General features: G+C 44.8%; 14 protein-coding genes and 1 tRNA gene. 5 read left to right on the top strand and 10 right to left on the bottom strand.

What is annotated here, in order from left to right; genetic code table 11:
• Positions 1–5: 5 nt before the first annotated feature.
• The 8 genes from E7X57_RS03445 to E7X57_RS03410 all read right to left on the bottom strand — a co-directional run bounded on the left by E7X57_RS03445 (position 6) and on the right by E7X57_RS03410 (position 6,751).
• Positions 6–1,124, bottom strand: a complete 1,119-nt coding sequence (locus E7X57_RS03445) for an SO_0444 family Cu/Zn efflux transporter (RefSeq protein ID WP_135610592.1) — start codon at positions 1,122–1,124, stop codon at positions 6–8.
• Positions 1,121–1,477: a metalloregulator ArsR/SmtB family transcription factor gene (locus E7X57_RS03440; protein WP_135610590.1), complete on the bottom strand. Its 357-nt coding sequence runs from the start codon at positions 1,475–1,477 to the stop codon at positions 1,121–1,123. Before E7X57_RS03440 ends, E7X57_RS03445 begins: the two co-directional genes overlap by 4 nt.
• Positions 1,478–1,495: 18 nt before the next feature.
• On the bottom strand, positions 1,496–2,266 hold the full coding sequence (locus tag E7X57_RS03435) for an energy-coupling factor transporter transmembrane protein EcfT (protein ID WP_135610588.1): 771 nt from the start codon (positions 2,264–2,266) through the stop codon (positions 1,496–1,498).
• Positions 2,266–3,090 carry an ATP-binding cassette domain-containing protein gene (locus E7X57_RS03430; protein ID WP_244603578.1) on the bottom strand — a complete coding sequence of 275 codons (825 nt, stop codon included), beginning with the start codon at positions 3,088–3,090 and terminating at the stop codon, positions 2,266–2,268. The genes E7X57_RS03435 and E7X57_RS03430 overlap by 1 nt, the downstream gene beginning before the upstream one ends.
• Positions 3,075–3,884, bottom strand: coding sequence for an ATP-binding cassette domain-containing protein (locus E7X57_RS03425; RefSeq protein ID WP_135610586.1), 810 nt, complete (start codon positions 3,882–3,884; stop codon positions 3,075–3,077). Before E7X57_RS03425 ends, E7X57_RS03430 begins: the two co-directional genes overlap by 16 nt.
• A gap of 52 nt (positions 3,885–3,936) precedes the next feature.
• Entirely contained in the window at positions 3,937–4,494 is a 558-nt protein-coding gene (locus tag E7X57_RS03420; RefSeq protein WP_135610584.1) for a biotin transporter BioY, read from the bottom strand.
• A gap of 190 nt (positions 4,495–4,684) precedes the next feature.
• A complete protein-coding gene (gene thsA, locus E7X57_RS03415; protein ID WP_371413161.1) occupies positions 4,685–6,325 on the bottom strand; it encodes a thermosome subunit alpha in 1,641 nt (546 codons plus the stop codon).
• Positions 6,326–6,679: 354 nt separating this feature from the next.
• Positions 6,680–6,751 (bottom strand) — tRNA-Arg (locus E7X57_RS03410).
• A gap of 135 nt (positions 6,752–6,886) precedes the next feature.
• Here E7X57_RS03410 and E7X57_RS03405 point away from each other — a divergent pair.
• A complete protein-coding gene (locus E7X57_RS03405; protein WP_135610580.1) occupies positions 6,887–8,074 on the top strand; it encodes a redox-regulated ATPase YchF in 1,188 nt (395 codons plus the stop codon).
• A gap of 67 nt (positions 8,075–8,141) precedes the next feature.
• Positions 8,142–8,801, top strand: a complete 660-nt coding sequence (uppS, locus tag E7X57_RS03400; protein ID WP_135610578.1) for a polyprenyl diphosphate synthase — start codon at positions 8,142–8,144, stop codon at positions 8,799–8,801.
• Here the strand turns inward: uppS and rimI are convergent, their stop codons facing one another.
• On the bottom strand, positions 8,802–9,227 hold the full coding sequence (gene rimI, locus E7X57_RS03395) for a ribosomal protein S18-alanine N-acetyltransferase (RefSeq protein WP_135610576.1): 426 nt from the start codon (positions 9,225–9,227) through the stop codon (positions 8,802–8,804).
• Between rimI and E7X57_RS03390 the strand changes: the two genes are divergently transcribed.
• The 3 genes from E7X57_RS03390 to E7X57_RS03380 all read left to right on the top strand — a co-directional run bounded on the left by E7X57_RS03390 (position 9,226) and on the right by E7X57_RS03380 (position 12,098).
• Positions 9,226–9,816: a DUF5817 domain-containing protein gene (locus E7X57_RS03390; RefSeq protein ID WP_167880872.1), complete on the top strand. Its 591-nt coding sequence runs from the start codon at positions 9,226–9,228 to the stop codon at positions 9,814–9,816. The two genes, rimI and E7X57_RS03390, sit on opposite strands and share 2 nt — an antisense overlap.
• A 236-nt stretch (positions 9,817–10,052) precedes the next feature.
• Positions 10,053–11,345, top strand: a complete 1,293-nt coding sequence (locus E7X57_RS03385) for an ATP-binding protein (protein WP_135611215.1) — start codon at positions 10,053–10,055, stop codon at positions 11,343–11,345.
• A 6-nt stretch (positions 11,346–11,351) separates the two neighbouring features.
• The gene (locus E7X57_RS03380) at positions 11,352–12,098 is read left to right on the top strand and encodes an MBL fold metallo-hydrolase (RefSeq protein ID WP_135610572.1); all 747 of its coding nucleotides are present in this window, start codon (positions 11,352–11,354) and stop codon (positions 12,096–12,098) included.
• Between the two features lie 42 nt (positions 12,099–12,140).
• On the opposite strand, the gene E7X57_RS03375 is transcribed toward E7X57_RS03380, so the two are convergent.
• Entirely contained in the window at positions 12,141–13,052 is a 912-nt protein-coding gene (locus E7X57_RS03375; RefSeq protein WP_135610570.1) for a DUF5803 family protein, read from the bottom strand.
• Positions 13,053–13,158 lie beyond the last annotated feature (106 nt).

Here is a 13,158-nt window from a genome sequence, read left to right as displayed (position 1 = left end):
TAGCATTACTTCCCAACACATCCTTTTCTACTGCACATACCATATACTAACAAAGGTAGTAGCAATACCGCAAAAATGTTCTTCACCTCATCAGGCATGATCTCACTGGCACTTCCTGCTATTAAAAGTGCATCAATGCCCAGATTTGAGTATATCTGATCGAGAACAAGTCCGCTAATAACTGCACACAATGCTATCGATGCAAGATAGACTACAGTGGTCCTTTTACCAAGGAATTTCAGGACCATAGTGATCGTGGCTGCATTAGTCGCAGGCCCTGCAAGCAGGAATACGAATGCAGCACCGGGACTCATCCCTTTTAAGATAAGAACTGCTGCAAGTGGAGTAGAAGCAGTTGCACAGATGTAAAGTGGGATCCCGACAACAAGAGCAAGCAACATGGATACAATTCCACCACCTAGATAGCTGCCCACCATATTCGCTGGTACGAAGTAAGAGATAATACCTGCAATTACGACTCCGACAATAAGCCAGGAACCGATATCCCCAAGTAATTCAATGTAAGCGTATTTCATACCAGACCTCACTTTCTGTACAAAATTTCCACCTTCAATTTCATGGCTATCACATGAACTACAGCCACAGGCATCTGCTTTAGCGGAGGTCATTGGAAGCACTATTAAAGGTACTGCTCTTTTAGATACCGGAGCCGGAGCTTCCTTTGAAAAATTCAATATATTCTCGGTCACGCCCGCGACAACAGCAGTAGCAAATGTTGCCACCGGTCTGAATACGGTCATTATAGGATCAAGAAGAGCATAGGTTATTGCAATAGAATCGACCCCGGTCTGTGGGGTCGAGATAAGGAATGAAAGAGTCGCACCTTTTGTAGCACCCCTGTTTCTGAGAGATAGTGCAGCAGGTACGACCCCACAAGAGCATAGTGGCAGCGGCACACCTAAAATAGATGCGTTGAGAACAGACCTGAATTTTCCTGCAGAACTGCCCAGGTACTGCATTACCTTATCATCCGGAACGAAAACATGCAAAACCCCCGCTATACCAAACCCCAGCAACAGGTAAGGAGCAGCTTCTGCAAAGATATGCCATGACTCGATCAGTATACCTGAGAGTGCTTCTGCAACAGGATCAGCAAAGCTCATCGTGTGCACCCCATGGCATGCTTGCGGGACAGCTCAAGGAGCATTTTCACGTGATCGTCAGCAACGGAATAGACAACAAAGCGACCTTTCTTTTTGGTCCTGACGAGGTCAAGCTGGCGAAGGGTGCGAAGATTATGTGATATCGCTGACTGGCTCATTTCAAGGGCAAATTCAAGCTCACATACACACATTTCTTTTTCCAGCAGGAGATACATGATCTTCAGGCGGGGACCTGATTGAAGTGCATGGAAGATATTGGACACCCTCACTATTGCATCGTCTTCAGGAAGGTTGAATATAAGAGAGTTTATAGCATCTTTATCTACCCGCTCACACGTCTGACCCTTTCCCATGAATATATGAACATGTGCTCATGTATATAGTATTAGCGCTGTTCCAAAAACTACGAGAATACAGACAAAGCGGTCAGATGTTGCCATTTTCATTTCAAAGAGAGACGTACGGTAATTTCCCTGATAACAACGGGACTCCATTGACAATGCAACATCATCGGCCATACGCATGGACCCCCTTAAAGCAGGTATTGCCAGTGACAGCATCCCGGATATAGGATGATGGCCGTACTTTAATCCACGAGACATCTGGGCATCCCTGATCTGCCCCACATACCAAAGCAGATGTGGAACAAAATGAATTGCCAGTGACATCATTGTTGCTACTTCAAAGGAGGTAGTCCCTAATATTCTTAAGGGAAAAGGACGAAGCAAATGTTCGATCCCACTGGTTATCAAAGCCGGTCTTGTGGTGGAAGTTAGCAGGGAACCAAAAAGGATCAAAAGGATGAAACGACCGGTGACAACTGTTCCCTTTTCAAGACCTTCGTATGTTGGTGAAAAAGCAAGAGAAAATATCGGACTTCCAGCTGTGAAGAACAGATGGATAAGAAAAATAAAACCAAAGAAGATGACCATTGGACGAAGGGATCGTATAGCTATGGAGATGCTCACACCTGCTATGTTTGTTAGCATCGCAAATAGAACTGCCAGAACGAACAGATGTGACAGCACGGAAACATTGAATATCAGAATGCTCAGACACATCACGGAAATTATCTTCGCTCGCGGGTCCATGTTGTGAAGAAAAGAGTTTCCCCTCACGTAGGAAAAAAGCGGTCCTGCCATTAGAGAGCACCTCTTTTTTCTGCCCAGACAGCATAGATCTCCTCAAAGGCATGATCCACGGAAAAGACATCATCCTTCACATCAATGCCGGACCTCTTCAGTCCCCTCATCAGTTCTGTGATATGTGGTACCGGCGAAGGCATAGATGCCAGATATTCCGAAGGCGTTCCTTCAAATACAACTTTTCCATTATCCAGATAGATCAGCCTGTCCACAACATCAAGTACGTCCTCCAGTTGATGGGACACAAGTACAATTCCAACCCCATTATTTTTCAGAGAGTCCAGAATTCTGAATAAATTGGCTTTTCCACTGCTGCTTAAGCCGGAAGTCGGCTCGTCCAGAACAATATAATCCGGAAATGAGGATAAGACACCTGCAAGAGCGACAAGGCGCATCTCACCACCACTCAAACCGAAAGGTGACCTTTCAAGTATTTCATCAGTAAGACCGACCTCCCTTATCGCTTCATGAACACAACGATCAAGTTCATCCCCACTTATCCCAAAATTCGTCGGACCATATGCAATGTCTTCAAAAACGGTATTGCAGAACAATTGCTTTGAAGGGTGCTGGAAGAGAATACCTACTTTTTTACACACTTCTTTTTTAGAAGAAGGCAAACCGTCAACATTAACCTTTCCGAAATCAGGAGTAAGGAGACCATTCAGATGCTTTATCAACGTGGTCTTACCGCATCCGACATTGCCAACAATTCCTACGGACTCGCTGCTATCGATGGAAAATGTGATATCGCTAAGGACCTGATCCTCAGTTTTTCCTTTCCCGTAAGAAAAGCACAGGCCATTCACATAGATCGACATATTTCCTCCATTAGATCATTTAGACCTACAGGCAGTACATCCTTCCCCAGTATTCCGGAATCCTGAAGCCTGAACACGAGTTCCATGAGCGGAGGGATGCGGTGTCCGGAATTGTAAAGTTCACGGAACACATCTGCCGGAGACCCATCAATGCTAATCGACCCACCCTCCATTACAATGACACGATCTGACGCCAGAGCCTCTTCCATATGATGGGTCACATAGACAATGGTCTTTCCCATCCGGTTAAGCTTCAGCGCAATTTCCAGTACCTGGGACCGGGAATCCTGGTCCAGCATTGATGTAACCTCATCGAACACAAGATATTCAGCATTCATTGCCAGCACACCGGCAAGTGCGGTCTTTTGCAACTGTCCGCCACTGAGATTCATCAACAGGTGTTCTTCGGATCCTTCAAGACCTACATCAAGGATAGAATTAGCTACACGACTGCGGATATCTTCACGCTCAAGTGCCAGGTTCTCCGGACCGAATGCAACATCCTCTTCCACAGTAGCCCCCACAGCCTGAGAATGAGGATCCTGGAACACCATCCCGACCACCTGGCGGATCTCCCAAAGGTTTTCAGGATCGGAAGTCTGCATCCCGCATACTGAAACAGTGCCTTCTGAAGGCTTAAGGAGACCGTTCATGTGACGTACAAGGGTAGACTTTCCACTACCATTATCACCTATTATCGTAGTGAACGTTCCCTTTTCTATCCGGAGGTCGATCCCATTTAGTACTGGGTGACCATCCGGATAACTGTAGCTTACACCTTCAAACCGTATCATGATTTCGTGAATTATTGAGCTAGTTTATAACTAACTACTTAGTTCTTTTTTATTAGATCTTATAAGTGGTAGCAATATAAGCAGCCACTGCGATCTTTACAAGAGCACCACCGATGAAAGGAAGAAAACCTACAGTTATCGCCTGCATGAAGGACATATCTGCTACGAGCATCAGATGTGTCAGACCGAAAGCATAGATCACAACTGATCCCATGAGAACGTAGATCGCATTGAAAAGAACCTTTTCAGACCTGTTCTTTTCGAACAGGAAACCTACAACAAATGCTGCTGCGATAAAACCAATGATATATCCGCCTGTAGGACCCAGGATCACGCCGATCCCTGAAGCACCGCCTGAGAATACCGGAAGGCCGGCAATTCCAAGAAAGGTGTAAACTATCATACTTATTGCACCCCATTTGCTTCCAAGCATTGCACCTGCCAGCAGGACGAACACAACCTGAAGGGTGAAAGGGATCGGGCCAAGCGGGATGGTGATGTAAGCCCCGATAGCAGTCAATGCTGCAAATAGGGACGCATAGACCATTTTCCTTATATCGGTCACAGGGCTGGACGGAGAGATAGAAGTATTAGTAATATTGTTAACCATATTTTCTTAACTGGTTAACGGCGAATAAATACTTTCCCCTTACAAGGTATTTCAGCTAAACAAACTGACAAACAGAAGAAGAACAATAGTAAAAAAGAGCACTACTAAAAGAGAACAGCTGTAAAATATGATCTGTAATAAAAAAAGAACAGTGTCGGGAAACCGACACGAGTAGTAAGGTTAGACTAAATTAGTATGCAGCTTCCATGTCCAGGTCAACATCAGGAACACCAGGTGTTGGACCTGCTGAGCCGCCACTTGATGCTACCAGATCGTCGATCCTAAGGATCATAACAGTAGCTTCAGTTGCAGCGTTGATAGCCTGTGTCTTGATACGCAGTGGTTCGATTACATCGTTCTCCCACATATCGACAACATCACCAGTGTAGACATTAAGACCTGCGTTCTTGTTGCCCTGCTCGTGCTGGGAACGTAGTTCAACCAATATGTCGATCGGGTCAAGACCTGCATTCTCTGCAAGTGTCTGTGGAATGACCTCAAGAGCTTCGGCAAATTTGCTGACTGCGAGCTGCTCCCTTCCCTTAAGGGTAGATGCGTACTCACTGAGCCTTAATGAGAGTTCGATCTCAGGTGAACCTCCACCTACTACGACCTTACCATCCTCAATAACAACTCCGACTACACGAATAGCATCGTGCATTGCGTGATCGAGTTCAGATACTACATGATCGGTTCCACCGTGAAGGAGGATTGTTACTGCCTTGGTGTTCTGGCATCCGGTCACATAGGTCATCTTTGCGCCCCTGATCTCCTTTTCCTCCACAAGATCTGCAGTTCCTGTGTCTTCAGGTACGATCTCGTCGAGATCCTGGATAAGTGTGCCGCCGGTAACCTTGCTGAGCATCTTAAGGTCGCTCTTCTTTACCCTTCTTACAGCGTAAATCCCAGCTTTCTCGATGTAGTACTGTGCCATATCATCGATACCTTTCTGGCAGAATACGACATTTGCACCGCTGTTGATCACTTTCTCAGCCATCTCCCTCATCATTTTCTCTTCCTGGTCCAGGAACATCTGCATCTGGTCAGGTGAGGTGATCTTGATCTCTGCATCCATTTCGGTCTTTCTGAATTCGATAGGGCAGGTCACGAGAAGGATCTTTGCATTCTCGACCATTTCAGGCATGTTTGGATGTGAGCGTTCCTTGTCGATAACAAGACCCTGCACAAGATCGGAATCTGTAATGCTTCCGCCTGCACGCTTTTCGATCTTGATGTTATCAGTATCGACCACTAAGGAACCGTCTTCCTCTTCGACTATGCCCGTAACTGCATCAACAGTAAGCTTGGAGAGTTTTTCCTTGTATGCCTCGGCACCCTTGCCTGTAATAGCAGTTGCTGCTATTTTCAGTAGAGCTTCGGTGTCTTCAGGAGTTACGTCAATTGTGATTGTCTCAAGGATCTCACGGCATTTCTCTGCAGCATGCCTGTAACCTTCAGATATAATAGTTGGGTGAACGCCTTTGTCAATAAGCTCTTCTGCCTTTGCGAGCAGCTCACCTGAAAGGATAGCTGCGGAGGTTGTTCCGTCCCCTACTTCATCATCCTGTGTCTTGGACACTTCGACGATCATCTTAGCTGCCGGGTGCTGAATGTCCATTTCTTTCAGAATGGTAGCTCCATCGTTGGTTATGACGATGTCTCCCATAGAGTCCACAAGCATCTTGTCCATTCCCTTTGGACCAAGTGTTGTACGAACTGAATTTGCAACGGCCTTTCCTGCAAGGATATTGATACTCTGAGCATCCTTGCCGCGGATACTTTGACTTCCATTTGGTAAGATATTTAGCCCTCCTAAATAGCATTGATAAATTAATTTTAATTATTTTGAAATGCAGATTGGGAATACATAGATATTACACATTATGTACTCAATCTGTTCGTTCTAAATGAATGAACTTCTATATAAGGATAACCAATGCTGAAAAGAAAACTTCCAATATAAAATGAGCTTGACAAACCCAACAATCGCCATTTCTACCAACAAATATGACAACAGATAATATGTAAATCAATGAAAATCAGCTGAACGAAAGTAGCATTCCTATTAAATGTACCCTCGGATCATGAACTATAATTGTAAATGCTCATAAAAAGAACTCCACAAAGGTTATTTAAGATCTAACCTTTGCGAAGTGAAGTTTCGGGTGTTAAACCCTAAATGGTACGTCCCGACCGAGAATTGAACTCGGGTCTAAGGCTCCGCAAGCCCCAAGGATATCCTCTACCCTACCGAGACACGTTGGACAGATTCCTAACAACCTACTGCAATATAAATATTACTGGTCAAGAGAAAATTACAGCTGATCCATGCATATCAAATAGAAACTCATCATGAATAAAAGTTAAATGCTTCAAGGATGATGTGTAAAGCATGTCAATGACCATAGGCCTTGCAGGAAAACCAAATGCAGGAAAATCAACTTTTTTCAAGGCGGCCACCCTTGCAGATGTGGAGATCGCAAACTATCCGTTCACCACCATCAATGCGAACAAGGGTGTAACATACGTAAGGACGGAATGTCCATGTACACAAAAGGATAAACGCTGTGGCAACTGTCAGGATGGGGTCAGGTTCGTGCCGATCGAAATGATCGATGTGGCCGGCCTTGTGCCCGATGCACACATGGGCCGTGGTTTGGGGAACGCTTTCCTTGATGAGCTCAGGCAGGCACAGGCAATAATTCATGTGATTGATGCAGCTGGTGCCACAGATATAGAAGGAAACCCTGTGGACATCGGGGATCACGACCCCCTTGAGGACGTGGATTTCCTTAACCGCGAGATCACCATGTGGATGACGGGGATTCTCAAACGCAACTGGGAAAAGCTGTCACGCAAGATCAAAGCAGAAGGACTCAAGATGTCAGAGGTGATTTCCGATCAGCTAATGGGTGCCGGAGTGAATGAATCACAGGCACATGAAGCACTTCTTTGCTGTGACATGCCATGCGAATGCACACAATGGACAGATGAGGAAATGATCAGACTCTGTGATGCCATCCGTGCCATCAGCAAGCCTACAATGATAGCTGCCAACAAGATCGATATCGCTCCGGAGGAAAACGTCAAAAAACTCAATGATCTCGATCTTATAGTAGTGCCCACCAGCGCTGCTGCAGAGCTTGCATTAAGGTCAGCTGCAAAGAATGAGATCATAAACTATCTCCCCGGAGATGAGGACTTCGAGATAGTCTCCGAGGACATAAACGATGCACAGAAAAAAGGTCTGAACAGCCTCAAGGACCTCATGAATAAGATGGGAACCGGTGGCGGCGGGATACAGGAGTGCATCAACCGGGCGGTATTTGACCTTCTCGACCTGATAGTAGTATATCCGGTAGAGGATGAAGGAAAATGGTCTGACAAGAACGACAGGATGTTACCTGACGCATTTCTCATGAAAAAGGGATCCACAGCCCACGACCTTGCCTACCGCGTACATAGTGATATCGGTGACAGGTTCCTTTATGCAGTGGACGGGAAAACAAAAATGAGACTTGGTGAAAAACACGAGCTTGAAGATGGTGATGTCATTAAGATAGTATCTACAGCCAAGTGATCACTGATTAGTGATCATTGTCCATTAAACATCATTTCAAAAAATAAACATTATAAGATGGCATTTTATGATAAGAACCCTATATGAAAGATATCTGCTCGGACAGGTGAACAGTTCGCCAGACCAGATACCGGAACATATAACAATAATACTCTCAGAATCCGACCTGCTTGATTCGAAAGGTGAAGATAAGTTCAGGTCCTTTATAAGCTGGTGTAAAAAGCTGGGCATCACCACCATCAGTGCTTACGTCGATGTACTGCATACAAAAGAAGAGATTCAGGCTGAGATGACAGCCATGCTTACGACAAGCATGCAGGAGATGCTAAGATCACTTACAGATGATGTGGGTTTTTTCATATACGACGAAAAAGGAAACCTCAAAGAGAAACGTGAAAGAACTTCGCTCACCGTTCACCTTTCAGTAGGTTTCGGAGGAAGAGCGGAGATCACAAAAGCCATCACATCGGTCCTTTCAGATGTGAAGGACGAAAAGATACAACCAGAAGAGATCGATGAGAGTGTTATTGAGTCATACCTTCTGGTTCAGGGAGAGCCAGACCTGATAATACGTGCCGGCGGCAAGCACCTGTCCGATTTCCTGCTCTGGCAATCCGCATATTCCGAGCTGTACTTTACGGATGTCAACTGGCACGACCTCAGGAAAATAGACCTATTGAGAGTTATACGGGATTTTCAGAAGAGGCAGCGGCGTTTCGGGAAATGATCAACGCTCCAGATCCAGCTCCATTACAATTGCATTGTCATCCGGATAGTAATCAGGAATTTTTCCTTTAACTTCAAAACCGTTCGAGAGATAGAATTCCTGAGCATTTCGGTTCTTCTCCCTCACTTCCAGGCGGATGAGAAAATACGAATTTTCTTTTGCAAGAATTACACATCCTTCGAGAAGAGCCGTTGCGACCCCCATTCTTCGATACTTTGAATGGGTTGCAATACTTGCCAGGTGTGCAGCCCTTTTAATAACCACAAGAACAGCATAGCCAAGAATAACACCATCCGACTCCATGACAATAAAACCAGGGTAATTCGCATAGGAACGGAACACACGTGAAGACCATGGAACGTCAAAGGAAATGTTCTCGATCTCTACGATCGAAGGAATATCCGATCTTGTAGCTACCCGTATCATGGGAGGAAGTTATGACATCATCGTTGATAAATTGAAGGCTATGCCTTTGGCAGGGTGCCATACTTATACGAGACAGTACAACCAGTCAGTGATGCCAGTTTATTCGGTCATAGTGTGTCCAAAATGCAGGAAGTCTGCACAGTTGATAGAACAAAAAGGTGCAAAGACCACGAAATGCCAGCGATGCGGAGCTACATTGCAGACAAGAAAATTGAGGATATTTCACACAACGGATGTCCTTGAAGATGCCATTGCAGTACGCACAAAGCTACAGGCAAACATACTGGGAAAAGGATATGACACAATATCGGACAAGTCCACGTTCTCAACTTTTGCATCCAGCTCCACAGGAGAGGACACAAACCTGACTTTTCAGGTAAACCCCCATCATGTTATGCCCAAACCTACAACGCATACACCTAACACAAATGATCATACTATTCAAACACCTGTAAAACATACATCTGCCACGAATAGACCTAAAAGGAAGGATCCTGTAAAGACCATATTATCCATTCTTGAAAAAGCACAGAGTGAAATGCAGATGATCGAACTTCACGACCATGCACTCAGGCAGGATCTTGATTAGGAAATCTTTGAAAGAACATTGGAAAAATTACTCCAAAAAGGAGAGATATATTTTCCGAAAAAAGGATATGTTCGAATTGTCCCATGAAAATAAGTGAGAGATCATAAAATTCGATCGGACTCAAACACATAAATTATATCTAAAAGAACCACATAATCGTATGGTTCACTTAACTGCTCAGGAACATGAGCAATACAAATTATTCATCAAATTATTCCCATTACACAGGTAAGAACATGTCCGACACGACAACCCTTGACATTGTAGAACTTCTATTGACAGCAGAAATATACAACAAGTATCCGGAAATGGATGTTAATGATCTTCCGAAGGATATCAGGAAGAATTACTGGAGCCGTACGCAAAAAGGTGTCCCAAAACCCATCAGCGTTTCCCGATCGGACATAAAAAAACTCTTTGGGATCGAGGAGATAAAAGGACAGGTATTCGCCCTTCCTTTTTTAGATATCGATGAACTCACTTCAAAGATAAAATTCACATCCTTTGATGTTGCTGCTGATTGGTTCCATAAGCAGGAGACTGCTTCAGGCAGGATCGATCAAAATCCTGCACTTGCATACTATTTTGAGGAAAAGAAGAATTTGACCGGTGCCAGCTATAAGAAAGCACGTGCTGCAACAAGACCAAAGGAGGTCGACAGGGAATGGATCGAATCCCTTGTCAGCGAGATCTCCGAAGAAGAGACTGGAGAGGACATGCTCAAGCTGGTACACATTATGGCCCCGGAGGACATTGTTCAGCCCCTGAGATCCCTTGTTCTTTCAGAAGAGCAGAAAGAAGAGGTCGAAAAAATAGTAAAGGCCATTGAGTACAGGGATTACCTCAAACGCATCGGCCTGTATGACATCGGGAAAATACTCCTTGTGGGACCACCGGGAACCGGCAAGACCTCTGTAGCAAAGGCAATGTCAGAGCGCCTTTCAATACCATTTGTAGAAGTCAAGCTTTCCATGATAACAGACCAGTACCTTGGTGAAACAGCGAAGAACATCGACAGGGTATTCGCACTTGCCAAGCGCTTAAGCCCATGTATACTATTCATAGATGAATTCGATTTCGTCGCCAAGACAAGGGCATCAGATGAACATGCAGCTTTAAAGAGAGCTGTTAATACCCTTCTCAAGGCCATTGATGAGATTAGCCTGACCAACGATGGAGTCCTTCTGATAGCCGCTACGAACCATCCCAGAATGCTGGACTCTGCAGCATGGAGAAGGTTCGATGAGATCATGGACTTCCCGCTGCCTGACGAAAAAATGAGGAAAGAGATCCTTGACATTGTAACCATGGAAATCGAAGGTGACTTCAAAACCGAAGGAATTGCACCGCTAACCGAGGGATACTCAGGATCAGACCTGCGTATGGTCATCCGCGAAAGCGTGCTCAATGCACTGGTCGAGGAGCGCACCACCATCAATCAGCAGGACCTAACTGAAGCAGTGACCAGGTTCAACAAGCGTGCTCACATAAAATCCGACGAATATGTTGTCAATACCGGGGGTTTCTAAAACCCCATGAAGATAACGCTCCTTGGAACAGGTGACGCACCCGGCACACCCATCATCGGCTGTGATTGCCGCACATGCAGGGATGCCCGCGACGGAGGCAAAAGCAACCGCACACGTTTTTCAGTCCTTGTCGAATCTGATGAAGGCAGAGTGCTCATTGACACAAGCCCGGATATGAGACAACAGATGCTCAGTAAAGGGATTCGGCATATTGACGGAGTTATCTGGACACATGGCCATTATGACCATTACACCGGTTTTGGCGAATTTCACCGCGTTCAGAGCCATGTGGATGTCTACGGAGTTACCGAAACACTGGACTACATACTTGATTATGTCTCATTCTTAAAACCAAGAAGACATGATATCCATCCCGGCGAGACTTTTGAGCTCATAGGACTTGAATTCACACTTTTCGAAGTGAATCACCCACCTGTGGAAAAGGCGATTGGCGTGATGATATGCGAAGGTGAGAAAAAGGTGGTCATCAGTGGTGATACTGATAACAACATACCGGAAGGCAGCCTTGAACTTATAAAGGAACCCGACCTGTTCATAGTAGATGCCATTATACCGGACGATGTCGGATTTCATGTAAAGAAACACATGGATGCAAAAGAAGCATTGGAAATGGCTGAAAATATCAGGGCAAAGGAGGTCGTTATGACACACCTGAGCCATTATTTCAGACCTCACGAAGAGGCATCCGAAACATACCCGTTAGGATATGACGGAATGGAGTTCATATTCTGAGATATGATCTGCAACACATCTCATTAAGATTCATCATTGCTTTCAGTTTCTCCGTTTCTCATCAAAACCTTCTTCGATCATTTCACGGGTCTTCCGAAGTTTTCTTCTTGTTGAAAGGTAGTTCCCGAGAACTATAAGCACGCCTGCACCAAGGATACTTGTACCTATAAGAAGCATACGTGGAGCAGATTTCTGATAGAACTTGACGATTATTGGTTTATATGGAAAGTCTTCAGCAGATACCTCAACTTTCAGGAAATCTCTTGCCATCTCTGTAAATGAGCCGGGCTTTGCACGCAGATCATACCATACAAGAACTTCCCTGTCGAGATCATCAAAATACCTCTCTGCAGGTTCGGGACTCACCTTGCCTACAAAGGGATTGCCCGTAGTATAGCCTTCGGGCAGAATGAACCTCACAACAGAATCATGGGCCGGAACGTACATGAAATCCTGTCCCTTAGGTGTTGCCAGGCTATATGATACAATACCTGTGATGCTCTCATTGAACCTTATGTAAATGTGTTTCTGCCCACGAAGGATCTCATCATCCATGGTGTAATTAAAAACAGGAACATCCTCTATTGAAGATGTTGAAAGCATCTCAAAGGTTTCAAAGGATGGTTCTGTGTCATTTGAACTACCTGCAAGGATCACAATATTTGAAATAGCTTCCTTGTTCGGGTTCAGCATATCTTCCAGAGGTATTACCTCAATAACAGAAGCATTCACGATCATATGGACGACATTTGCAGATCCGTCATCTGCAAGATAGAACGTAGTCGTATTAACGAAACCACCATCATACGAGGGATCGTTAAAGATCTCCAGCTCATATGTGGAAAGATTAGTTGACACCACTTCTTCGTCCACAGGTACAAGCTCGTCGATACAGCCTGACGCCAGTATTGCAAGAGCGAAGAGAAATACTACTGTTATAATTGGTTTTTTCATTGTACACATCACAAACAGTTTATCAAAAAAACAATGGAGCCCATTGGTAAAAAAGGTTATTGAAAAAAGAGATAGCACTCCCGAAGAACGGGAGTGAAACTTAAAA

Source organism: Methanococcoides sp. AM1 (assembly GCF_900774055.1).
In the GTDB taxonomy this organism is placed as follows: Archaea; Halobacteriota; Methanosarcinia; order Methanosarcinales; family Methanosarcinaceae; genus Methanococcoides.
The sequence above is the reverse complement of the archived record's forward strand: the minus strand, read 5'-3'. Positions and strand labels throughout refer to the sequence as shown.

Coding starts and splice junctions, on each gene's coding strand:
- E7X57_RS03385 (WP_135611215.1), top strand. CDS start 10,053: ATGTCCGACACGACAACCCTTGACATTGTAGAACTTCTATTGACAGCA.
- E7X57_RS03425 (WP_135610586.1), bottom strand. CDS start 3,884: ATGATACGGTTTGAAGGTGTAAGCTACAGTTATCCGGATGGTCACCCA.
- E7X57_RS03440 (WP_135610590.1), bottom strand. CDS start 1,477: ATGGGAAAGGGTCAGACGTGTGAGCGGGTAGATAAAGATGCTATAAAC.
- E7X57_RS03405 (WP_135610580.1), top strand. CDS start 6,887: ATGTCAATGACCATAGGCCTTGCAGGAAAACCAAATGCAGGAAAATCA.
- E7X57_RS03375 (WP_135610570.1), bottom strand. CDS start 13,052: ATGAAAAAACCAATTATAACAGTAGTATTTCTCTTCGCTCTTGCAATA.
- E7X57_RS03420 (WP_135610584.1), bottom strand. CDS start 4,494: ATGGTTAACAATATTACTAATACTTCTATCTCTCCGTCCAGCCCTGTG.
- E7X57_RS03445 (WP_135610592.1), bottom strand. CDS start 1,124: ATGAGCTTTGCTGATCCTGTTGCAGAAGCACTCTCAGGTATACTGATC.
- E7X57_RS03430 (WP_244603578.1), bottom strand. CDS start 3,090: ATGTCGATCTATGTGAATGGCCTGTGCTTTTCTTACGGGAAAGGAAAA.
- uppS (WP_135610578.1), top strand. CDS start 8,142: ATGATAAGAACCCTATATGAAAGATATCTGCTCGGACAGGTGAACAGT.
- rimI (WP_135610576.1), bottom strand. CDS start 9,227: ATGATACGGGTAGCTACAAGATCGGATATTCCTTCGATCGTAGAGATC.
- E7X57_RS03380 (WP_135610572.1), top strand. CDS start 11,352: ATGAAGATAACGCTCCTTGGAACAGGTGACGCACCCGGCACACCCATC.
- E7X57_RS03390 (WP_167880872.1), top strand. CDS start 9,226: ATGGGAGGAAGTTATGACATCATCGTTGATAAATTGAAGGCTATGCCT.
- E7X57_RS03435 (WP_135610588.1), bottom strand. CDS start 2,266: ATGGCAGGACCGCTTTTTTCCTACGTGAGGGGAAACTCTTTTCTTCAC.